The organism is Bacillus sp. BS1807G30 (assembly GCF_040047675.1).
Classification (GTDB): domain Bacteria; phylum Bacillota; class Bacilli; order Bacillales; family Bacillaceae; genus Bacillus; species Bacillus altitudinis.
This window is the reverse complement of record NZ_CP157353.1, coordinates 2,476,475-2,499,695: the sequence shown is the minus strand read 5'-3', so window position 1 is coordinate 2,499,695 and position 23,221 is coordinate 2,476,475. Positions and strand designations below refer to the sequence as shown.

22 protein-coding genes, 1 tRNA gene and 3 pseudogenes are annotated in these 23,221 nt (G+C 38.2%); 24 read left to right on the top strand and 2 right to left on the bottom strand.

Going from position 1 to position 23,221, the window contains the following annotated elements; genetic code table 11:
• Window positions 1-3: 3 nt before the first annotated feature.
• Window positions 4-1,134, bottom strand: a complete 1,131-nt coding sequence (locus ABG082_RS12880; protein WP_060832540.1) for a PrpF domain-containing protein — start codon at window positions 1,132-1,134, stop codon at window positions 4-6.
• Window positions 1,135-1,269: 135 nt separating this feature from the next.
• Here ABG082_RS12880 and ABG082_RS12875 point away from each other — a divergent pair, with 135 nt between their 5' ends.
• The 17 genes and pseudogenes from ABG082_RS12875 to ABG082_RS12795 all read left to right on the top strand — a co-directional run.
• Window positions 1,270-2,130 (top strand): LysR family transcriptional regulator, encoded by an 861-nt coding sequence (locus ABG082_RS12875; RefSeq protein WP_007501609.1) that lies wholly within the window; start codon window positions 1,270-1,272, stop codon window positions 2,128-2,130.
• Window positions 2,131-2,285: 155 nt separating this feature from the next.
• The gene (locus ABG082_RS12870; RefSeq protein WP_024718630.1) at window positions 2,286-3,602 is read left to right on the top strand and encodes a citrate:proton symporter; all 1,317 of its coding nucleotides are present in this window, start codon (window positions 2,286-2,288) and stop codon (window positions 3,600-3,602) included.
• Window positions 3,603-3,808: 206 nt separating this feature from the next.
• Window positions 3,809-4,033 carry a spore germination transcription factor GerE gene (gene gerE / locus ABG082_RS12865; RefSeq protein WP_003184172.1) on the top strand — a complete coding sequence of 75 codons (225 nt, stop codon included), beginning with the start codon at window positions 3,809-3,811 and terminating at the stop codon, window positions 4,031-4,033.
• A gap of 149 nt (window positions 4,034-4,182) precedes the next feature.
• The gene (locus tag ABG082_RS12860; RefSeq protein ID WP_007501606.1) at window positions 4,183-4,623 is read left to right on the top strand and encodes a MarR family transcriptional regulator; all 441 of its coding nucleotides are present in this window, start codon (window positions 4,183-4,185) and stop codon (window positions 4,621-4,623) included.
• A 7-nt stretch (window positions 4,624-4,630) separates the two neighbouring features.
• Window positions 4,631-5,449: a glutamate racemase gene (gene racE / locus ABG082_RS12855; RefSeq protein ID WP_282833768.1), complete on the top strand. Its 819-nt coding sequence runs from the start codon at window positions 4,631-4,633 to the stop codon at window positions 5,447-5,449.
• Window positions 5,450-5,550: 101 nt separating this feature from the next.
• A complete protein-coding gene (locus tag ABG082_RS12850) occupies window positions 5,551-6,612 on the top strand; it encodes a GerMN domain-containing protein (protein ID WP_213406895.1) in 1,062 nt (353 codons plus the stop codon).
• 151 nt (window positions 6,613-6,763) lie between these two features.
• Complete coding sequence (gene rph, locus ABG082_RS12845) at window positions 6,764-7,492, top strand: ribonuclease PH (RefSeq protein WP_060781252.1); 729 nt, start codon at window positions 6,764-6,766, stop codon at window positions 7,490-7,492.
• A 10-nt stretch (window positions 7,493-7,502) separates the two neighbouring features.
• The gene (locus ABG082_RS12840; protein WP_345911010.1) at window positions 7,503-8,105 is read left to right on the top strand and encodes an XTP/dITP diphosphatase; all 603 of its coding nucleotides are present in this window, start codon (window positions 7,503-7,505) and stop codon (window positions 8,103-8,105) included.
• A 14-nt stretch (window positions 8,106-8,119) separates the two neighbouring features.
• The gene (locus tag ABG082_RS12835; RefSeq protein WP_348936159.1) at window positions 8,120-8,644 is read left to right on the top strand and encodes a metallophosphoesterase; all 525 of its coding nucleotides are present in this window, start codon (window positions 8,120-8,122) and stop codon (window positions 8,642-8,644) included.
• A gap of 120 nt (window positions 8,645-8,764) precedes the next feature.
• Window positions 8,765-8,838 (top strand) — tRNA-Arg (locus ABG082_RS12830).
• 219 nt (window positions 8,839-9,057) lie between these two features.
• Window positions 9,058-9,230 (top strand): annotated as a pseudogene (locus ABG082_RS12825) (tyrosine-type recombinase/integrase); the annotation flags it as partial.
• A gap of 342 nt (window positions 9,231-9,572) precedes the next feature.
• Window positions 9,573-10,517: a hypothetical protein gene (locus ABG082_RS12820; RefSeq protein ID WP_073413703.1), complete on the top strand. Its 945-nt coding sequence runs from the start codon at window positions 9,573-9,575 to the stop codon at window positions 10,515-10,517.
• Between the two features lie 721 nt (window positions 10,518-11,238).
• Window positions 11,239-11,775, top strand: a pseudogene (locus ABG082_RS12815) (site-specific integrase).
• Between the two features lie 71 nt (window positions 11,776-11,846).
• Window positions 11,847-12,731, top strand: a complete 885-nt coding sequence (locus ABG082_RS12810; RefSeq protein WP_073413700.1) for a DUF2971 domain-containing protein — start codon at window positions 11,847-11,849, stop codon at window positions 12,729-12,731.
• A 305-nt stretch (window positions 12,732-13,036) separates the two neighbouring features.
• Window positions 13,037-13,582: a hypothetical protein gene (locus ABG082_RS12805; RefSeq protein WP_073413698.1), complete on the top strand. Its 546-nt coding sequence runs from the start codon at window positions 13,037-13,039 to the stop codon at window positions 13,580-13,582.
• A gap of 184 nt (window positions 13,583-13,766) precedes the next feature.
• Window positions 13,767-15,050 (top strand): PIN-like domain-containing protein, encoded by a 1,284-nt coding sequence (locus ABG082_RS12800; protein ID WP_073413696.1) that lies wholly within the window; start codon window positions 13,767-13,769, stop codon window positions 15,048-15,050.
• 425 nt (window positions 15,051-15,475) lie between these two features.
• Window positions 15,476-15,769 (top strand): annotated as a pseudogene (locus ABG082_RS12795) (HNH endonuclease); the annotation flags it as partial.
• Window positions 15,770-15,856: 87 nt separating this feature from the next.
• Here ABG082_RS12795 and ABG082_RS12790 read toward each other — a convergent pair.
• Entirely contained in the window at window positions 15,857-16,363 is a 507-nt protein-coding gene (locus ABG082_RS12790) for a hypothetical protein (protein ID WP_348936158.1), read from the bottom strand.
• 117 nt (window positions 16,364-16,480) lie between these two features.
• On the opposite strand from ABG082_RS12790, the gene ABG082_RS12785 reads away from it, so the two are divergent.
• From ABG082_RS12785 to dltD, 7 genes are all read left to right on the top strand, one after another.
• The gene (locus ABG082_RS12785) at window positions 16,481-16,660 is read left to right on the top strand and encodes a hypothetical protein (protein ID WP_017358156.1); all 180 of its coding nucleotides are present in this window, start codon (window positions 16,481-16,483) and stop codon (window positions 16,658-16,660) included.
• Window positions 16,661-17,425: 765 nt separating this feature from the next.
• Window positions 17,426-18,691: a kelch repeat-containing protein gene (locus ABG082_RS12780; protein ID WP_348936157.1), complete on the top strand. Its 1,266-nt coding sequence runs from the start codon at window positions 17,426-17,428 to the stop codon at window positions 18,689-18,691.
• Between the two features lie 254 nt (window positions 18,692-18,945).
• Window positions 18,946-19,095, top strand: a complete 150-nt coding sequence (locus ABG082_RS12775; protein WP_024427820.1) for a teichoic acid D-Ala incorporation-associated protein DltX — start codon at window positions 18,946-18,948, stop codon at window positions 19,093-19,095.
• A gap of 14 nt (window positions 19,096-19,109) precedes the next feature.
• Window positions 19,110-20,615 (top strand): D-alanine--poly(phosphoribitol) ligase subunit DltA, encoded by a 1,506-nt coding sequence (gene dltA, locus ABG082_RS12770; protein WP_342494233.1) that lies wholly within the window; start codon window positions 19,110-19,112, stop codon window positions 20,613-20,615.
• Window positions 20,612-21,796, top strand: a complete 1,185-nt coding sequence (gene dltB, locus ABG082_RS12765) for a D-alanyl-lipoteichoic acid biosynthesis protein DltB (protein ID WP_008342868.1) — start codon at window positions 20,612-20,614, stop codon at window positions 21,794-21,796. The genes dltA and dltB overlap by 4 nt, the downstream gene beginning before the upstream one ends.
• A gap of 21 nt (window positions 21,797-21,817) precedes the next feature.
• Entirely contained in the window at window positions 21,818-22,054 is a 237-nt protein-coding gene (gene dltC / locus ABG082_RS12760) for a D-alanine--poly(phosphoribitol) ligase subunit 2 (protein ID WP_003216498.1), read from the top strand.
• Entirely contained in the window at window positions 22,054-23,220 is a 1,167-nt protein-coding gene (dltD, locus tag ABG082_RS12755; RefSeq protein ID WP_017358151.1) for a D-alanyl-lipoteichoic acid biosynthesis protein DltD, read from the top strand. The genes dltC and dltD overlap by 1 nt, the downstream gene beginning before the upstream one ends.
• Window position 23,221: the final 1 nt, after the last annotated feature.

Below are 23,221 nucleotides of genomic sequence, written 5' to 3'. Positions count from 1 at the left end.
CATTTATGCTTCTCTTTTTATTTGAGGTTGAACCATGTAGTCTTGTTTTGTAAAGACCACTCCATCTAGAATTTCTCTTGCGGTTCGAATGACTTTCACTCTATTTTGTGAGATATCAATTTCAGTTTGCATAATACCAGCAGGATGCCCAATACGGAGGGTGTCATCTTTTCCTTGAAACAGCTGAGCTGGAAGCGTTTGATCCATGAAACAGCTGGCTGACACACAGACAGATCCGGTAATGGCAAGTGCTTGGTGCGGTCTTTGCATCGATAGCATCCGAACGATGATGTCCATATCTGCTGCTCTTCTCAATATTCCATTTGTATCTACATAATCAGCAGGCTCGCTAATAATTGCAAGCTTAGGAACAGCTGGAGACTGTAATGTGGCCAGTTCTTTTGGTGCAAAGTGGCACATTTCAGCAGCGATGGAACGAATCTCTTCTAAATCATCCAGCAATTCGTCTGTAAACTCCTCAGGCAATTCAGTTCCTTTTAATTGAATATCTTTGGCACGGACAAAGGCGATTGGATTTGCAATGTCAACGATTGAGATCGGAATCTCTCCAAACTTTGTCTGGATCGTATCCATTTTGTTTCCAGTCGGAAAGGTTTTACCTGTGACAGCGCCTTCAGGTTTCTCAAAGGATAAATAAATGGGAGATCCTGTTCCTTTCACTCCTGGAATTTCTGCCTGTCCTTCAAATTTTACTTCTCCGTTCTCGACTTCTACCTCTGCCACAATGATTTTATTCGTGTTGGTATTCAGAATACGTACTGTTGTGACAGGCTCAACTGCTTGGACAAGTCCTTTAATGATGGCATACGGTCCAACTGCTGATGAGATATTCCCACAGTTTCCTTTAAAGTCGACAAATCTTTCATTGATGCTGACTTGTGCAAACGTATAGTTCACATCCACATCTGGACGAGTGGCTTTGTCGATAATGGCCACCTTGCTTGTTAAAGAATTGCCACCCCCGATTCCATCAACCTGTAGCCGGTCAGGGCTGCCCATAATGTCTAATAGAAATGCTTCGAGCTCATCGTGTTCGTAAGGTGCATCATTTGCTTGAATGAAGACCCCTTTGCTTGTACCGCCTCGCATGATTGTGATTGGAACTTTTCTCATTGCTCTCACCCTCAATTGTTTAGTTACTATTTATCTAATCAAAATGGTAAAGTATAATAAGAAATAAGTTAAATACATTATTTTAAGAGAAACTGATAAAATATTTTTATAACAAGGTCAAAAGGAGGGCACACAATGGATGAGAAAGACTGGCGGTTTTTAAAGGTGCTATATGAAGAGAAGAACATCACAAAAGCGGCAGAAAAATTATTTGTCTCGCAGCCTGCCTTAAGTTATCGATTGAAACAACTTGAAGAGGAATTTGACATGAAGCTTTTCTTTAAAAGAAAACGAGGCATTGAATTTACATCAGAGGGCGAATACTTGGCTAAATACGCAAATGACATGCTCAAGCAGCTCCAGCAAACGAAAGATGGCATGCTCAATATGCAAAAAAAGGTCAAAGGAACGATCAGGCTAGGGGTGTCGAGTAACTTTGCTCAATATAAACTGCCGGAAATTTTAAGAGAGTTTTCTAAGCAGTATCCACATGTTCAATTTATGGTGAACACAGGATGGAGCACAAAAGTCATGGATTTATTAGGGACATCAAGTGTACATTTAGGCATTTTAAGAGGAGATTACGACTGGAATGGAGAGCGATTTTTGCTTGATAAAGAACGCCTTTGTATCATTTCAAAATCAGAAATACAGCTAAAGGACCTACCAAAGCTGCCGCTCATTGACTATCACACGGATAGTTCATTAAAACGATTGATTAACAGATGGTGGCAGGAGACATTCACGATGCCTCCGCTTGTGACAATGGAGACAGACAGGCAAGATACATCAAAAGAGATGGTGAAGCATGGTTTAGGTTATGCCATTGTCCCGGAAATTTGCCTCAGACCAAGTGATGAGCTATTTGTAAAAGGTCTTTCGTATAAAGATGGACAGCCTGTTTTAAGAGATACATGGCTCATGTACCAGCCGGATTCCCTTCATTTGTCTGTTGTGAAAGCATTCATTGAGTTTTTAAGAAGTCAGCAAGGCTAATTATAAAAAAAATTTATTGAATAGACGAAAAAATCGATATTTTCATTATAAAAAAAGCTATTATATCCTTGAAATAGAAAGCGCTAACATTTCGGGCCGCAAGTGCAAAAGGGGCGCTTGTGGATCGTGTAAAGAAGAGGATGGAGGGATATGAAGTGCTAGCTATTTTAGGGATCTTGATGGTCGTGACTTTTACATTTCTTATTATGACAAAACGTATGCATCCGGTGGTGGCTCTAACCGTTGTGCCAATCATCTTTGCATTAATCGGTGGATTTTACAGCGGATTAGGGGACATGATGCTTGATGGACTCAAGACCGTTGCACCATCTGCTGCTTTATTGTTATTTGCCATCTTATTCTTCGGTGTCATGCTGGATGCTGGATTGTTTGACCCGTTGATCAAACTGATTTTACGTCTTGTGAAAGGCGATCCGGTCAAAATTGCTTTTGGGGTAGCGATTTTGTCTATGCTTGTTGCATTAGATGGTGATGGGACCACAACGTACATGATTACCGTATCAGCTATGCTGCCACTTTTCTTAAGAATTGGGATGAACCCACTGATTTTAGGGACGATTTCATTATTATCACTAGGCATTATGAGTGGAATGACGCCTTGGGGCGGTCCAGCTACTCGTGCGATTGCTGCACTTGGTTTAGATGCAGCGGAATTCTTCATTCCATTACTCCCGACGATGATAGGGGGCGGTCTTTTTATCCTTTTTACAGCGTATGTTCTTGGAAAAAAAGAACGGAAGCGCATTGGGGTTGCCGAGATTCAGTATAAAGAAGAGGTCTCGATCTCTCCTGAATTGGCGGCATCAATTGAAGATGGCGTAGCTGATATGAAGAGACCAAACTTGATTTGGGTTAACTTCTTCCTGACGATTGCTGTCATGGCTACACTTGTATTGGATATCGTACCGATTCCTGTACTCTTTCTCATTGGCTTTGTCATTGCGCTTATGATCAACTATCCAAAAGTGGAAGATCAGCGTGAGCGGATTTTATCGCATGCAGGAAATGCTTTAACGGTCATTACCCTTGTGTTTGCAGCAGGAATTTTCACAGGCATTTTTTCGGGAACAAAAATGGTGGAGTCCATTGCTAACTTGGTCATTTACATGATTCCAGATTCATACAGCTCATTTTTTCCACTCATTGTCGCTTTGACGAGTATGCCATTTACATTTGTTCTTTCAAATGATGCTTATTATTTCGGGGTGCTGCCAATCTTAGCTGAGGCCGGCGCAGCTTACGGAATTGATCCAGTAGAAATTGCGCGCGCCTCTATTATCGGACAGCCCGTCCATTTGCTGAGTCCGCTTGTCGCTTCCACATTACTGCTTGTGAGTATGCTGAATAAAGATATTGGTGATTTGCAAAAGTACGCACTGCTATGGACCGTATTAACAGCCCTGTTTACAACACTAATTGCTCTTTTAACAGGAGCCATTTCGATATTTTAACAGCTTGTTTGATCAAGGACGATGTCTCTATAGGGGACTCGTCCTTTTTTGTGCGGTTTGAAGGGGAGGAAATTGGACGCTCATCTGCGGGAATTCTCGATTTTAACGTCACCTACCTCAAGTACCCGGCATATGATATCTCGACTATACAGAATCCCATTCTATAGAGACTAGAGCTCTCACCTTAGCAAGGAGGGTTACAATACTTGAAGGAGAAAGAGTTTCAATCCAAGCCGCTATTAACCAAAAGAGAAAGAGAAGTATTCGAATTGCTCGTCCAAGATAAAACAACAAAAGAAATTGCAAGCGAGCTTTTTATTAGCGAAAAGACTGTTCGAAATCATATTTCGAATGCCATGCAAAAGCTAGGAGTCAAAGGTCGTTCACAGGCCGTAGTCGAGCTTCTGCGTATGGGTGAGCTAGAGCTCTAACGTCAGCCGGTTTTCCTTCCGCACCAGGGAGGAGCCGGTTATTTCTATATCGTTTCCATGAGTCTCTTCTTGCAATTTCTTTGAAAAACGAGGAAAATAGGAATGTACGTTTTAATCAAAGTGAGATGCTATAGTGAGGTATCAATGAAATGGAAACGAATGAGTCAGGCCATGTTGCAGAAATTGAAAAATCATTGCGCCATATTGCTGCAATCATTAAGCAAAAAGGCAGAGAAATCCTGAATCAATATACGATTACACCTCCTCAATTTGTAGGGCTTCAGTGGCTTTATGAATTCGGAGATATGACAATAGGTGAGCTATCACAAAAGATGTATTTGGCTTGCAGCACGACAACCGATTTAATTGATCGAATGGAAAAAAGTGAACTTGTTGAACGGGTGAAAGATCCGTCTGACCGCCGCGTGGTTCGCATTCATTTATTGCCTGAAGGTGAGCGGATCATTCAAGAAGTGATTGTCAAACGCCAAGAATACGTCAGTGAACTTCTAGGGGCTTTCTCAGAAGAAGAAGCCATCGTTTTCAACCAATCTTTAACGAAACTACAGCAGCAAATGAAAAGAAAATGAGGCGATTTTGTTGGATCAACCAATCGGCGTGATTGATTCCGGCGTAGGCGGTTTAACCGTTGCGAAGGAAATCATGAGACAACTGCCAAAAGAAAAGATTATTTATGTAGGCGACACAAAACGATGTCCATACGGCCCTCGAGCAGAAGAAGAGGTTCTTCAATATACATGGGAAATGGCGCACTACCTATTAAGACACCACCATATTAAAATGCTTGTCATTGCGTGTAACACTGCGACGGCGATAGCACTTGATGAAATTAAAGCAACACTTGATATCCCGGTCATTGGCGTGATCCAGCCCGGAGCCCGCACAGCGATCAAGGTCACAAACAATCAGCATATTGGTGTCATCGGCACTGCCAATACGATCAAAAGTGAAGCCTATAAAGAAGCACTGCTTTCTTTAAAAGCAGGACTAACTGTTCAAAGTCTGGCATGTCCAATGCTGGTGCCGTTTGTGGAAAGCGGTACGTTTTTAGATCATACAGCAGATGAAGTCGTAAAAGCTTCTCTTGAACCGATGAAAGAAAAAGGCATTGATACGCTCATTCTTGGTTGCACGCACTACCCGATTTTAAAAGAACCGATTCAGCGCTTTATGGGTAGTGGCGTCAACATCATTTCTTCAGGAGACGAAACAGCGAGAGAAGCGAGCACAATTCTTTCATATAAAGGGCTGTTAAATGATTCGAAGGAAGAGCCTGTTCATACTTTTTATACAACAGGGGAGCAGCAAAACTTTCAAAATATTGCTCAAGACTGGTTCGGCTACCTGCCAGGGAAGGTCGAAACGGTTTCGCTTGAACACGTATATCAGCAATAACCTACTTCTCATGGAAGTGGGTTATTTTTTTATGAAAAGGGTCTAATCCTCTGAGGGAGCTCGTATACATACTAGTACAAACCACTAGAGGAGGGTGAAGTATGCTGAAAAAAGGAACTACAGCAGCTGTTACGTGTATTGCGTCAGCCATGCTTTTATCAGGATGCGGATTGTTTCAAACAGACCAAGCGAAAACAGAGATTGATCCACCACAAAATGTCACGTTTGTGAAAGAAAATAAAGAAGAGAAACAAACAGCGAAAGAAGGAAAAGAAGAGAAGCAAGCAGATACCGTCATGAGAGAATTATATTTAATTGATAAAAATGGGTATGTTGTGTCTCAATCCATTCCGCTGCCGAAAAACGAAGGAAGTGCGAAACAAACACTTGAATACCTCGTAGACGGGGGACCGATTTCTAACCTGATGCCAAATGGATTCAGAGCCGTGCTGCCGGCGGACACGAGCGTATCTGTCGATATTAAAGATGGCACCGCGGTTGTTGATTTCTCAAATGAATTCAAAAACTATAAAAAAGAAGACGAACAGCGCATTTTGCAATCGGTCACTTGGACATTAACGCAGTTTGATTCAGTAGCGAAAGTCAAATTAAAGATGAATGGCCATGAATTAAAAGAGATGCCTGTGAATGGGACGCCGATTTCAGATGATTTAAGCAGAGAGGACGGCATAAATATTCAGCACGAGGCTGCGGCTGATATGACATCAACAAAGCCTGTGACCGTCTACTATTTAGCTGAATCTGATGAACAGACGTACTATGTCCCGGTGACCAAAAGAGCACCAAAAGAGGAGGATGATCCAATTACAGCAGCCATTGATGAGCTCGTCTCTGGGCCAAGCAAAACAAGCCAATTGCTGACAGACTTTGATCAAGATGTGAAGCTCAATGATGTCCCGAAAGTAAAAGACGGTCATGTGACACTAGATTTCAATGAATCCATTTTTGGCAGTGCAGATGAAAAGAAAAAGGTCATTTCACAAAAAGTTCTTGATAGCATTGTGCTGACATTAACAGAGCTGCCAGATGTGAAAAGCGTGTCTGTGAAGGTAAACGGAAAGGCAGAGCTTGTGAATGAAAAAGGAACAGAACTCACAAAGCCAGTTTCAAGACCAGAACAAGTGAATACAGGTAGTTTTTAACGTCACACATTGATATAATGGAGAAAAAGAGGCATGCACATTCGCTGCCTCTTTTTTATTCCAAGCGATTAGAACGGATCGAGGTTGTCAAAGTTAATAGGAGAACCACGCTGACACCCGCGCGGAATGTATATTGTAACGGAGGTAAAACATGAGATTAGATGAAAGACAATACGACGAATTAAGAAAAATTGAAATACAGGCAGGCTACATCACGCATCCAGAAGGCTCTGTCTTAATCTCAGCGGGAAATACGAAGGTGATTTGTAACGCATCTATCGAGGACCGCGTACCTCCTTTTTTAAGAGGAGAAGGAAAAGGCTGGATTACAGCAGAATATAGCATGCTTCCAAGAGCAACGGCTCAAAGAACGATAAGAGAATCATCTAAAGGAAAAGTCACAGGACGTACAATGGAGATCCAGCGTTTAATTGGACGAGCTCTGCGCGCAGTCGTTGACTTAGAAAAGCTTGGTGAACGCACCATTTGGATTGATTGTGATGTCATTCAAGCAGACGGCGGAACACGCACAGCATCTATTACAGGTGCATTTGTGGCCATGACACTAGCGATTCAAAAGCTTCAATCAGAAGGCGTTTTGAAAGAAAATCCGATCACTGATTATTTAGCTGCGATATCCGTCGGAATTGATTCTAAACAGGGACTTCTGTTAGATTTAAATTATGAAGAAGATTCTTCAGCTGAAGTGGATATGAATGTCATCATGACAGGTGCTGGGCGCTTTGTTGAACTTCAAGGCACTGGCGAAGAAGCGACATTCTCAAGAGAACAACTAAACGGACTGCTTGATTTAGCCGAAAAAGGCATCAAAGAATTAATTGAAAAGCAAAAAGCAGTGACAGGAGAAGTTACCGAATAAAGAGAAGGGTTTGATCAAGATGAAAACTGCCATCATCGCAACGCACAATGCGGGCAAAGCGAAAGAATTCAAAGCCATTCTTGAGCCAAAAGGATTCACGGTCAAAACACTAGCGGACATCGGATTTACGGAAGAGATCGAAGAAACAGGACATACCTTTGAAGAAAATGCGATCATCAAAGCCGAGGCCATTCAAGCCAAAGCAGGTGAAATGGTGATTGCAGACGACTCGGGTCTGTCGATTGATTACCTTGGCGGAAAACCTGGCGTCTATTCAGCGAGGTACGCGGGCGAGCATAAAGACGATGCCGAGAACGTGGAAAAGGTGCTGAATGAGCTAAAAGGCATCGAAAAAGAAGACCGCACTGCTAGATTTAGATGTGCCCTGGCTGTCAGTATACCGGGGAAAGAGACCAAAACGGTAGAAGGATCAGTAGAAGGTTTTATCGCAGAAGAACCGATTGGAGAAAACGGCTTCGGATACGACCCAATTTTCATCGTCAAAGACAAAGACCAGACGATGGCCGAGTTATCACCAGAGGAGAAAAACAAGATCAGCCATCGAGCGGTTGCGCTTCAAAAGCTTTCATCACTGCTAGACGCAAATGAATAAGGGGGAATGAAGCCATGAAGATACTCATCATTAGTGACAGTCATGGACTCACAGACGAACTTCAAACCATTGCCAAACGGCATGCGGCTGAAGTGGACATGATGATTCACTGCGGAGATTCAGAACTCGAAACGAACCACCCAGCACTCGAAGGATACAAAGTCGTCAAAGGAAATTGTGACTTTATGGGCGATTTTGAAGAAGAACTCCTGCTCCCACTGGATGGAGGCGGAAAACTATTTCTCGCTCACGGACATCTGCATGGCATCAAACAATCCTTGCTTCAAGTCTACTACCGTGCAGAAGAGCTAGGCGCAGACATTATCTGCTTTGGCCACTCGCACATCCCAGGCAGTGAGCTGCTAAGAGGAAAACTGCTCATTAACCCAGGCAGCGTGCACCTGCCAAGAGTGCGCAAAGAGCGCAGCTATGCTATACTGACACTAGATGGAAGCGAAGCAAACGTACAGTTTTTCACGGACGAAGGTCACGTCATACAAGACCTCGAAAACACTGTCATATTGGAAGGTATTTCATAAGGGTGCAGCATTTGCCCCTTATGAAAAAACTTTCGAAAAACCGTTGACTTTAAAGAACAATAGTAATATAATAAATCTTGTCGCTGAGGTAATACACCAAAGCACACTACATAACAACATGTCCCAGTAGCTCAGCAGGATAGAGCAACGGCCTTCTAAGCCGTCGGTCGGGAGTTCGAATCTCTCCTGGGACGTAATTTAAATCGGGTGCTAAAGCCCGTCAAGTCAACCTCTTATATCGTTTAGTGAAACGGTCAGTATAGCGGAAACGTAAGAAATTACACCTGTTATTGGCTTATATCACTTTCGGTATAGGAGGTTTTTTGTATGATTAAATGAAAAGGTTTATTTGATGTTGAAGTAGATGTGAGAGGAATATAAAGGTAGACCAAAACTTAAAGAAGATGCAACAAACACATAATAACATCCAGAAGCGATTAAATAAGTATTCCAAGAAGACGATTGAAAAACATCAATCCCCGCGCATTAAGAAGAAACTTTGTAAAATCATTGCTTGATAAAAGGGCAAATGTTGCAGTGATATCAAAGGCATTGGGGGCATAGTGACATATCTTTTACAACTTAAATGTTTGCATTTAAATGTCTTATACACCCTTGTGAATGGAGTTTTCTTGTCTCGTAACTCCTCCATTTTTCGTTCAGAGTTTACTGTATAAGTAGGGTACTGTCCGACCCACCTTGATGTTTACCCTAGCTCAATGGGATTAGCTATATTTCTTCGCATCAAGTTCTCCTTTTACGCTTCTTCATAAAATAAAAGAACCTTTTAACCATGAATGTATCAAATAACAATTGTTAAAGGGTATATTTTAGTCCATGGGCACTTTATTTACAAAGGTTATCCGACACTGTACTCGAAAGGGTCTAGTGCATAAATCAATTTTAATGTTATTATAGAACGTACAAAATGAAAAAAGAAAAAGTCAAGAAGCTTGAAAAGAGAATGCAGCTAGTCAATAAAAACCAAAAGAAACAAGAAAAAGCGGTGGCTCGCATTAGGAGTTGGAAAAAACAAATGTTTTATGGATACGGTTACAGAGAATTTATCAAAAAAGGAGAACACAAATTAACTATAAAAAAACATATAACAAAAGAAGAATACGACAATCACACTACAAGGTTAAGTGAAATCAATAAATTAAACGCTATGACGAATGTATATAACCTACTTGATAGGAATGGAAAAGAGTTTTTAACTTACTCCACTAAAATAAAAGAACAATTAGAAAAATATAATGAAGATTCAATAGGTTTGGAAGCGAATCGATTACTAATAAACTATTTATCTTCTTTATCGATGTTTATCGATTATGGAGAAAAATATAACAAAAAATACTTTGATAAAGAAAAACTAAAAGAGTTTCAAAAAAATACAAATGAATTTTATGATGGACATGTTTCTTATCGGTTCATGGTATTAATGAGAAATTACGCTTTACATTATGGTTTTCCGTTGTCAATTATTAAACAAAGTATTTCAGGACTTAATGGCATTTTTGCCTCAAAAGAAGCATTATTGCAATTCAAAGCATGGAAACATGTCAAAGAGGATATTGAAAAAATGCCTAATTTAATCTCATTAGACATTCACGTTGAAATTTCTATGATGTTCATTAAACATCTATATGACAATTATGTTTACGATATTGCTCCTGTTGTATTAAAAGGTATTGAACATTTGAACAACATGATAAAAACTAACGAAGAAAAAATACCTATTCTTGTAACTTTTAAAAACAAAGAAGAATTTAAAAGGGGAAACATCTCCGTCAATTTCATAAAAACAAAGCCATATCAAGACGCTTTGAAAATAATAGATAATCATCCAAGTATAAACATTATCAAAAAATAAAATTTAAGGAACGGCTTGGCCGTCTTCATAAAAAATACGTATATGAAACTTTCAATGCATTCGAGGGAGATGAACGTATTTATTTTATCGAAAGTTATTAAACAAGTTTATATTCTTACGAAGATGCAGATAAAGAGACAAGTAGCACTTACTGGGATTTTAAAGAAAAGAAGTACAAAAACTAGATAAGTCCAAGACGGAGAGCCTGCGGACACTGATCTACACCTATTAAGGGTCTTGATCAGTGTCCGTTTTTTAATTGTAAGGAAAGGAGCTGCGCCATGAAAAAGGAAAAATTTTAAGCAAGGTTATAGGGAAAAACATACAGCGGTTAAAAAAGTCAAAGGCGGGGCAGTGCGCAGAAAATAAAGGGGGAATTATCTTGAACCAAACAAGTTTAGACATTCCGCAGATAGACGAGGGGAAAAGGTTCGGAATAGAAAAATTAAGGAAAAATATAAAATACTTACATTACGTTGCAAACGCCAGAAGACTTTCTTCCAAAGATCACAACAACATATAACATTACGCTGCCTAGCTTTTCCAATCAAGGGCATTAATCGTCTTACGCAAAAAGAGCGCAGCATCTTAGTAATGCTCTATATGTAGGATGAAGAAATGTTTGATTACGAGATTTATGTTGGAAATGGGTCTCAGCCAAAGGAATTTATAGACTGGCCTTTGCTTTGAGAGAAGAAGTGTATAAGCAGGGGGATAAAACATGAATTTTGTGCAGCCGATAAGGAACTTGATCAGATCCATTATATTAACAAATATCTTGGAGAGCGAACAAAAGGAACTTGCTGCTTTTTGTGGCGGGTATTAACCTGGGCTTGCGTATATCTGATTTGCTGAAATTAAGGGTGAAGAATGTGAGAAAATAGTTCGTATCCCTTAGAGAAAGACAGGTAAAGAGAAAAGAATCAAAATAAACAAGACGCTTCGAAAAGCGATAGATCAATATATTAAAGACAAAAATGATCAAGAGTATCTCTTTAAGAGTAGAGAAGGACTTAACAAACCAATCAGCCGCAGCAGTGCATACATCATTTTGAGAGAGGCAGCGGAGTATGTTGGCCTTGGTAGTATAGGCACACACACTTTACGTAAAACATTTGGTTACTGGCACTATAAGAAATTCAAGGATGTGGCCTTACTGCAAGAAATATTTAACCACTCAAGCCCAGATATTACATTGAGATATAGAGGGATCAAACAAGACACAATGGACAAAGCGATGGACAATTTTGGATTATAGGTTTATTTTCTCAAAAATATATCTTAAAATAAAATGAGTTTATGAAAATACAAAAAGTAGGGAGATATTTTATGCATTTAACAGGAGTATACGGTTTTGAAATTTTTGTGAAATATATTATGAGGGATTTTCTTGAGAAGGCACGACCAAAAGAGGTTTTCCACTATACAAATATTTATGGATTAGACGGCATATTAAGAAAAGGTGATTTTTGGGTTTCTGATGCCGATTTTTTAAACGATAAAAATGAAATTAAATATACATTTGAATTGAGCAAAGAAATATTCCCATCAATCTGTAAAGAGCGAGGGTTGTCAGATGAGAAACTAAGAGATTATACTGAATTATTTAATGCAAATATTCGCTCAATGTTTGAAACTAATAAAAATAATTTCTATTCTCTATCTTTTTGTATTAATCCAGATTCTAATTTATTATGGGCAAATTATTCTCAAAATGATGGGTATTGTATTGCATTTGATTTGTATGAATTTAATAAATCTCTGAATAGAAATGAAAATTTCACACCTGTTCCAGGCTATGTAATTTATGATAATTTAGAACAAATTAATAAACTTGAAAAACTTCTAAATGATATTATTGATATTTTTGAAGAGGGAACCCATTTAGATTCCAAATTACCAAGTGTCTTTACGGCCTTAGAATTTTATTCTCTCTTTTTTAAAGACAAATGTTTTTCTCAAGAAGAAGAGTATAGAATTATTTTTTATCCTAAAGGTAATAAAGAAATTTATAAGTGTCGTATATCAAATGGGGCTTTTATTCCTTATGTGGAGACTGAATTCGATACAGGTTCTGTGATTGGTGTGACTATAGGGCCTAAAAATAATATGGATATTAACTCTGAAGGATTGTACAAATTCCTTCATCAAATAAAAGAATTTGATTATTCTAAAGTCAAGATTGGAAAATCTAAGATTCCTTATAGATTCTAACTTATAAAGTCTTTATTATTGCGAAAATAAATTAACGCTAGAAAATTCATTCATAAGGTTAATATACTAAGACTCATTTGCTCTAATGACAGATGAGTTTTTTTAATTTCTTCATCAATTATACATATTGAAAAAATATCCAACTCATTTTAAGGGAATGGCTCTAAGCAAGAGGGACAAAGGATTCAGCGATTTCCTGAGTTAGACACAATAATAGATATGGTGAATTGGATTGTGTGGATAATTGTCGGAAAATATAGGTAAATGTTGTATAATAAGTTGAATTTAATTGAGGAGGTGTGGTCATGAGTCAGGAAATCATAATTGCAGTTATTGGCGGTGTAGTGACTATAATAGTTGGTCTTATAACCGCTGGAGCTACGTACCTTGGTGTAAGGATTCAAATTAATAAGAATGAAGAAACTTTGGAAAAAAAACGTGTACAACAAGAGGTTGAACGAAAACAACTAGAACAAGAATCTTTTGAATATCAAAAACAAATAATTGAAAGATTTATTGATTTTGAGATTCATGAAAATTTTAATAAAATTAAAAGAAATCATATGGATGAACTAATCTTTGACACTAAGAATCTAAGAAAGGAATACATTAAACATGAAGGTCTTAATTTTAAAGAATTTGATAAAAACAAATATGATCTAATAAAGTATAAAAGTGACACGATTAATGAAGTGATAGAGATTTATGATGCTTTTCGTCTTCTAGCTATTTACGATGGTTTAAGCGAAAATATGCCGGACGATGAATTTCATAGATTTAAAAAAGGTTATCAACTTTGTTTAAACAGATTTGAAAAAGATCAGATACACAATTTTGTGAAATTATTTTAGATGCAAATGGCATACTTTTGGCAAAGCATTTTGTCTGAGAGCGTTTATGATGGTATTAGGTGATAAATTGAGAGCGGCTTCCATTGCGGAGGGCGCTTTTCGTTCGACAAAGTTTGCATGCTCTTAAAATTAACTCTTTTAGTTCGATATAACAATATGAACTTATGTATTGGGGGAATTTGAAATGAGAGAAAAGTTTCGAGAATTTTATTTTGACAAAGATGATAAAAAAATATGGGAAGAATCCATCATTATTTTAGATACAAATGTCTTACTTAACTTATATAGATACACTAAAGAAACATCGGATCAAATTATAGGGTTATTAGATAAATATAGAGATAACTTATGGATGCCTCATCAGGTTGCATTGGAATATCATTATAATAGGAAATCAGTATTAATAGAACAGAGTGGGTCATATAAGAAAGTCTGTAACGCTTTAAAGGATATTCCAGATAAAGTAAGAGATATACTTAATCAAGATTTGAGTAACTATAAGAAACGGCACAAAGATGATGTGGAAAATTTCATTGAAATTATTAAGTCTGCAACGAATAAACACATAGAAGAATTAAATGCAAAAAACGGAAAAGATACTGAATACAATTTTACTGATAAAGATTCAATTAAGTTGAAAATCACTAACCTTTATAATGGAAAAGTAGGCGACCCTTATACCAAAGATGAAATGAAAGAATTAGAAAAAGAAGCTGATGACCGTTTGAAAAAGGAAATACCACCAGGATATAAAGATTATAATAAGAAGAAAGGTCATAAAGTTCATAATGGTGTTACAATTCAAAATAAATATGGTGACTTAATTCTTTGGAAGCAATTATTGCGTTTTGCTAAAGAGAAGAACACCAGTGTTATATTTCTGACTGATGAACAGAAAGAAGATTGGTGGTATGATTTAAAAAGTAGAATAATAGGTCCTAAAGTGGAGTTACTAAATGAATTCACTAGTGAAACTAATATGGAATTCCATATGTTTAACTCTTTAGGTTTCGTGAAAAGACATCGAGATGATGTTAATGATGATACGGTTTCCGAAGTGAAGGAATTAGATGAATATAACAGATTATCAGAAAACCGTAAGATTTTTGGTAGAAGATTTTCAGTAAATGGTCGTTATGAAGGTTATTCGAGAGAGTCTAGGGTACCACCAAATTTAGATAATAAAAAGCCATTTATACCGGAGTATTTAGATTCAGATACTCTTGCTACATTTTGCTTTTGGTTTTATAACAATTTTTCAAAATCAGTTTCCAAAAAAATCAGATTCAGTACTTTTTATGAAATTATTGAGGATGAGTTTGGTGATTCTACGGCTAAAAACATTATGAATTTCTTATACAAAGAGAAGTTAGTGAAAGAAGACGTTATAAAACAGGAAATGTATATTAAGGTGGATCTATTAAAAGCTAGAGTGTACTTAACTGTAATGGATTTAACTGTTGAGTAATTAAGACTAATAAAAGAATATAACATAAAGATACTTAAGCATCCTTCGGGGTGCTTTTTATTTTGGGGAGGGACACAACGTGGACAGCTCACTCAGGGAACTAATCATTAACACAGCAATTGGACACGCAATAAGGACAGACCAAATGTATAACGGTTTTAAAACCCTTAATAAAAGGGGATGCATATGGGCGGATGGGGAGATCATCAGAGGGTTAGGGATGCTTGGTTCTTATGGTGTGAGAGATAGGCAAGCTATAGACAGCCTCCTACATGTCAGCCAGACTCTGACCTACGAAGCAGCTCGATCTTATCTAGCATCATATCAACGGGAGTACAGGGAGTTTTATGCTGTACAGAAAGTGGGACATCTTCATGCTTTTGTTTTGTTTGCGATGATAGATGAGAGGAAAGCTGGTGAATCCAATGCCACCTAAACCATTGAGAGAGTGTAAGGTGCGAGGGTGCAGGGAGTTAACAAGGGATGGTTATTGTCCTGCTCATGCTGATGGTAAGCAGCAGGAAGCGAAGTATTACAACAATCATGTTCGAGATAAACAATCAACAAGTTTTTATAAATCAAGAGAATGGAAACAGACAAGACAACTTGTTCTAATGCGAGACAATTACCTTTGTCAGAGCTGTTTAAAATAAGATCGTGTCATACCTACTGACATGGTTCATCACATAGTGGAACTAGACTTAAACAAACGCCTAGACTAAACAACCTTGAAAGCATGTGTATATCACGATGGGTAACAATAGTGAACTGAAAAGCCCTTCCATAATAATGAAGGGACTTTTTTGTTATTTAACACGATCGATGTTAGTATCTACTTCCGAGATCCATTTTTTTGTTGTGGTTGTTTTGTATTTGCCGTTAACATATATTTTTGTGGTTGCTTGGTATTCAGCTTTAGTATACTTCTTAATCCATCTATACTTTTGTACTGCTTTTAATTTTATTTCACCTTTTGCCGAGACATAACCAGATACCATCCCAGCAAACGCAGCAGCTGCAGCAGGTCCAAGCTGTAAAGTTGCGGTTAAGTATCTTGTAAGATGAAACATCCCATAGGTGGCAGCTGATGCAACTACATAAGAAGGTATAGTGTAATTAGATGAGAATTGTCCGTCCCATTTTGCTCGAGCTTCCAATTCATTATTTAATAAGTTCTCACTAGTAACATATAGGGAAGGTTCATAGTTTATTTGATTTTTAGAAATCACTTCATTCTGCTGCGCCAATAAAGGAGTGCTGTTGACAGAAAGCATTAACACCAAAGACAAACTAACAAGAAACAAAGATCTCAAGATTATCACCAACCTTCTTTCTGTAAGAAAATGTAATATAATTTATTATAAGCAAAAAGGTGTTTTAATTCCAATTTTTATGTAATAAAATGTATATGATTTAAACAAAGGGGTGAGATGGCGGTGAAGCATTTTTTAACGGCAATCGTAGTAGCTATCATTGTGGGGATCATTGTTTATGTTGCAGATAATCGTTTAGGTATGTTTCCGTTGATGCTAATTTTAGCGGTTGCGATCTATATCGTAAGCAGGATTAGTGAATCATTGATAAAAAAATACTCCAAAGAAAATAGTTAATTACACAGCCCCTCCCACTGGAAGGGCGTTTTTTAATGAACCTTCATTTTTTCTTCTCTTTATCTCATCCTAATACACCATTAATTAAGACAAGCTTCTTAACAGCCTTACGAATCTCCTGCTCAGTCATCGCAGAGATTAATGTTAAATAGAAAGAACATTCTTTCTCTAACTTAAAAAATTAAGGTGTATAGTAGAAGGAGAATATGAAATGAGTAAGGAGGAATTCTGGGGTGTACAAAATCAAATCAGTGATTGACAAGGGGAGCAGTTCTTTGGCTATAGAGTTGATACTGGAAAAGGGTATTTTATAGAAGAGCATGCTTTGAGATTTATACTTTCCGAACATGATTACATATATGATGCACTTGAAGAGAAATTTGAGAAATGTTATGAGGATACAAGAAGCTAGTTAGTCACGCGCTTTCAGGAGAAACCTGATTTAGAGATCTTTTCTATTGGTTTTGGGGACGTGTGTATCAAAGCTTTTGAGGGCTGGATGAAAACGTGGAACTTGTTTGCCTTGTGACGGATTTTTTAATAACGGACTGAGAAGAAACCCATGAATCATGGGTTTTTTTGATGGAGGAATACAAAAATATGAATTGATTCTAATGAGGAAGTCTGATTTTGGAAATTTATAGGCGCATTGGGGAAGCAGTAAGTAAATAAGTAATAAATATATATATAAGTAACAAAAACATGAAAAAAATAAATAACTATCCGATATTTGTTGTGTAAACAAATTGAAGGAGTGTGGTTATCTTGAAAAAATGGTTTTTTATTTTCATTTTATTATTTTCTGCATTAAGTTATCCATTACAATCAATAAAAGCAGAAGCGCTTGAATGGGAAAAACGAGAAGAGCTACCAGATGCAAGAGTAGGAGCTGTAAGTGAAGTATATGATGGGAAAATCTATGTAATAGGTGGAACGGGTCCAAGTAAGGCATATTCTAATACTACTTATGTATATGATCCGAAGTTAGATAAATGGTCAGAAAAAGCTGGTATGAAGACAGGCCGCATGGGTGCTGCCAGTGTAATTGTTGATGATCGTATATATGTAATGGGGGGGAGAACAGAACAAGGATTAACAAATAGCGTAGAAGTTTATAATATCAAAATGGATACTTGGGAAGATTCAGTAGAGCTCCCGTTTGAAAGAAAGGTATCTGCTTACAATTTATATGCAGGTGCCATTGATGGGAAGATCTATGTAGTTGGATACGATAGTGCATTAAAGGCAGATAGGTACAACAATACCTTTAGTTATGATTTGAAAACAAAAGAATGGACCAAAAAGAAAAAATTTAATTTTGAAGCTACTTCGGGAAATGCAGTGGTTGTGAAGAATAAGCTTTACATTTTATCTGGATCAGAGGTCTTAGTAAAAGGAATTTATGAATATGATCCTATAGTAGATCAATGGAGGGGAGTTAGTAGTGGTGGAGCTATTGCACCCTATTATTCTGCAGTCATGTATGAAAATTATATTATAAGAACGGGTGGAGTTTCTAGAGTTACACTCTATGATTTAGAAACTAAGACATCAAAAACTATACCTAACACTTCTGCACCTTATCGAATGGGACATGTATCCGCACTTGTTAATGATACGCTCTATGTAATTGGAGGAGTTGAACAAAGTTCAAGTGCCCCAACTAACGCTAGAGCAAATTTCAAATCTAATTTATCTATCTCATTAAAGAGTCTTAAAAACACTGAAACTGAACCACCTGGCGACAAAGACCCAGAACCAACCACACCACCAAAAGACGATACAACAGATGAAGACGGCGATGCTCTCCTCGTCATCACAATGGTCAATGGTTTGCAAAAAGAGTATGACCTTTCAATGAAAGAAGTCAACGCCTTTCTATCCTGGTACAAAAAGCGAGATGCCGGCGAAGGTCCAGGGTTTTATGAAATTGACGAGCATGACAACAACAAAGGTCCTTTTGAAAGTAAAAAGGACTATGTGGTATTCAACAACATTCTCATGTTCGAAGTGAATAAATATAAAAAGTAAATAACATCAAAGCCATCTAGTCTAACTAGGTGGCTTTTACATTTGTTCGACAGTTTTCGGCAATTTTAAGGCAAATTTAAGCTTCTATTTCATTTCAATTACATTAAATCTTTGTTACAATAAGACAGCTTTGCCTGAAGACACGTTCATACTTTGGACATCTTTTTTTCATCAATTCTTAAAATTTTTATGTTTTGATATGAAACTCTTTTGATGATCCATGCGTCTTTATAAGTGTCAAAAGAAAAGAGGTTATCAATATGCTATTCAAAAAGCTATCAGAAAATAAGTCTGTAAAATGGATAGGGTATACAAGTTTTTACTTACTTATTTTGCTATTATTGTTCTTTATTTACGGATTCCATACAGCAAATACGGGATCATTCATTTACAACGATTTTTAATTGGAGATTAAACTATGAAACTATTACACACGATTCATGAATACCAACAAACGAAACCGACACAGCCAGCATTTGTTTCTCAACATGCTTCGATCACATATGATGAGCTTTGGCGTCTATCAGACCAAATGGCTGGTGCGATCGATGCAGTCGCAGTTGGCAGTGAACCTGTCATTGTCTACGGTCATATGGAGCCAGAGATGCTGATTTCTTTCTTAGGTACTGTGAAATCAGGCAGACCCTATATTCCGGTCGATATCTCAATACCTGTCGAGCGCATCGTCTCAATCATTGAAAGCTCAAAAGCCAGTCTATTGATTTGTGCAAATGAGCAGGCTATACCAGATGTAGAAGAACACATTGAAGTGAAGAGTGCGGCATCGCTTTTAGCACTTGAAAAAGAAGCACCCCCATCCACGCAGTGGGTTCAACAAGATGATGTTTTCTACATTATTTACACGTCTGGCAGTACCGGAAAACCGAAAGGCGTTCAGGTAACAGCCAATAATTTAGAAAGCTTTACAGAGTGGATGTGCCGCGATTTCCCAATTGGTGAGGGGCGCACGTTCTTAAATCAAGCGCCATTTTCTTTTGACTTATCAGTGATGGATCTCTATCCAGCGCTTCAATCAGGCGGCACGCTTTACTGTTTAGTGAAAGATCTTGTGAATAAGCCGAAGGATATGTTTGCAGCGCTTGGTCAATCTGACGTTGAAGTGTGGACATCCACACCTTCCTTTGTGCAAATGTGCTTAATGGATCCTTCCTTTACAGGGGAGCTTTTACCAAAGCTAAACGTTTTCCTTTTCTGCGGTGAGGCACTTCCTGTCTCTGTAGCAAGTGCGCTTCTTGAGCGTTTTCCTAAGGCGCAGGTCTTTAATACGTATGGTCCAACTGAAGCAACTGTTGCGATTACATCGATTGAAGTCACGCAGGAGATTCTTGATCAGCACGATTCTTTACCAGTCGGTTATGCCAAACCGGATACAGATATCGTCATTTTAGATGAAGAAGGCAAGACACTGCCTGATGGGGAAAAAGGGGAAATTGTCATCGTGGGGCCAAGCGTCACAAAAGGCTACTTAGGTGAACAAGCCTTAACGGATAAAGTGTTTTTTGAACATGAAGGACGCCCTGCTTACCGCACAGGTGACGCAGGTGTGGCGCAGGATGGTTTGATTACGTGCCACGGTCGTCTGGACTATCAAATTAAGCTACATGGATACCGGATGGAGCTTGAAGAAATTGAATATCATGTGAGCGAGACAACGTATGTCAATGCTTGTGTGATTGTGCCATTCCAGCCAAACGGGCATGTGGAGTACTTAATTGCAGCAATTGTCCCAACTGAGCATTCCTTTGAAAAAGAATATCAGCTGACAAGTGCGATTAAGAAAGAAATGGCGGATTCACTGCCTGCGTACATGATTCCAAGAAAGTTTGTCTATCTTGAGCAGCTGTACATGACGCCAAACGGGAAGGTTGACCGTAAAAGAATCGCGAAAGAGGTTCTTCTATGATTCCGTTTAGTTCATTCTTTTTCTTCATTCTAATTGGTATTCTTCTTTTGCCGACGATGATTCTTGGTCTTCGCGGCAAAAGAATGCAGGGCTACAACATGTTTGCAACGGTTGTGGCACTCGCGCTTATTTTCTCAAAGGATGCACATGGCGCTTTGTTGCTGTTCTTGTTTACAGTATGGCAAGTCTTGATTATCCGCCTATATCTTGCGTACCGGTTGAAGGCGAACAAGGCGTCTGTCTTCTATATGGCAGTGGTGGCATCTATTTTGCCGCTTGTACTATCAAAGATTTTACCGTTCTTTTTAACTCATCAGCCGCATCAACCGCCACCAATGAACTGGCTGAGCTTTTTAGGGATCTCGTACTTAACATTTAAAGGTGTTCAGTTAATTATCGAGACGAGAGACGGCTTGATTAAAAAGAAAATCCCGATTCACCGTTTGGTCTATTTCATCGTCTTTTTCCCGACGATTTCGTCAGGTCCAATTGACCGTTACCGCCGGTTTGAAAAGGATATGGATACACCGCCTGAAAAAGAAGTGTACAGTGATCTTTTATATGCAGGGATTCATAAAATTTTTATCGGGTTCTTATATAAGTTCATTATTGGTTATCTCATTCACACATATATTCTGATGAATATTCACCACATTAGCAGCAGTCACTTTGTTCAACAGTTAACGTATATGTATGCGTACAGTATGTATTTGTTCTTTGACTTTGCTGGATATACAGCATTTGCTGTAGGTGTGAGTTATATCATGGGTATTAAATCACCAGAAAACTTTAATAAACCGTTTATCAGCCGTAATATTAAAGACTTCTGGAATCGCTGGCACATGTCGCTATCCTTCTGGTTCAGAGATTATGTGTTTATGAGATTTGTGTTCTTTATGACAAAGAAGAAGTGGATCAAGAACCGGATGGCTGTATCAAATATTGGGTACTTTGTCCTCTTTCTATTGATGGGTGCTTGGCATGGTCTCGCCCTTCAATATATTATTTACGGACTATACCATGCAGTTGTGATGTCCGGTTACAATTTATTTGAGAAGTGGAATAAAAAGCACAAGTGGTGGCCGGATAATAAGGTCACAATGGTTGTGTCGATCATTATTACATTCCATGTGATTTGTTTCGGATTTTATATTTTTTCAGGAAAACCATTTCATCATTAATGATTAAGGGAGTAGAAAATTATGGAATTTAAAAATCAAGTATACGGTATTATTGCAGAGGTTTGTCAGGACGACGTTGTGAAAGAAAATCCAGAGATTGCAATTTTTGACGAAGGTCTTCTAGATTCATTTGGTACAGTAGAACTACTTATGGCAATTGAAAGTCAACTTGGAATTACTGTTCCGATTACAGAATTTGATCGTGATGTGTGGGATACACCGAATCACATTGCTGAGCAGCTGGCAGAGATGAAGTAATGAAAAAGCGTTTTTTTGGGCCGCTTATTTTAGCGGCTGTTCTATTCATTGGTGTTCTTCTTGTACCAAATGCATGGCTCTCACATCTGATCCCAAAAGACAAATTACAAAAGTCAGCCACAGAATTAGATCCAGGGATGTTCCAAGGGCTTTATTTACAAGATGAAATGCTAAAAGATCCAACTTATTTGCCGATCTATGGATCTTCTGAACTATCACGTTTTGATCCATATCACCCTTCGAATTTCTTTCATGAAAATCCTCAAGGGTTTACACCTTATCTTGTTGGAAAAGGTGGATCGCAATCATTAATTCATGCCATGAACTTTGCAGCGCATATGGATGAATTAAAAGGGAAAAAGCTTGTGTTTATCGTGTCCCCGCAGTGGTTTGTCAAATGGGGATCAGACGAGAATCACTTTGCTCCTAACTATTCAGCGCTTCAGGCGCTTGATCTCGCTTATAATAAAGAAATTGATCCAGCTGTTAAAAAAGAGCTCATCAAAAGAATCATGAAGTTTAAGGCAGTAAAGAACGACATGGTCATCACAGAGCTTTTTAAAGCAGAGCTTTCTGGGAACAAATTCGCCTATGGCGCGATTTCTCCTATTGCAAAAATGTATTATGGCATGCTTCAAAAGAAAGACATGTACTATACGATCGGGTCTGGGCATGAGCGCAAGCTTCGTCCGTCTCCTTCAGTGAAAGGGAAAACATGGACTGAGCTTGAAAAAGAAGCGAGCGTCCTAGGATCTGAAAAAGCAGGGGACAACCCGTTTTATATTGATCAGAGACTGTTTGATCGCAAGCTGAAGCCGATCATGAAAAAGATGAAGGATTCTCGTCGCGACAATTCTTATGCAGAATCACCTGAATATAAAGATTTCCAGATCATGCTGGATATTTTAAAACAGGCAGGGGCGAAGCCTTTATTTGTGACGATTCCCGTCAACGGAAAATGGTATGATTACACTGGTTTTCCGAAAGAGGGACGTACAGATTATTATCAAAAAATCAATCGTCAAATTCGAGATAATGGGTATGAAGTCGCAGATTTGACTTCTCATGAGTATGACCCATATTTCTTTAAGGATACGATTCATGTGTCGTATAAAGGATGGGTATACATCGATAAGGCGATCGAAAAATTTTACAAAGAGCAGTAGA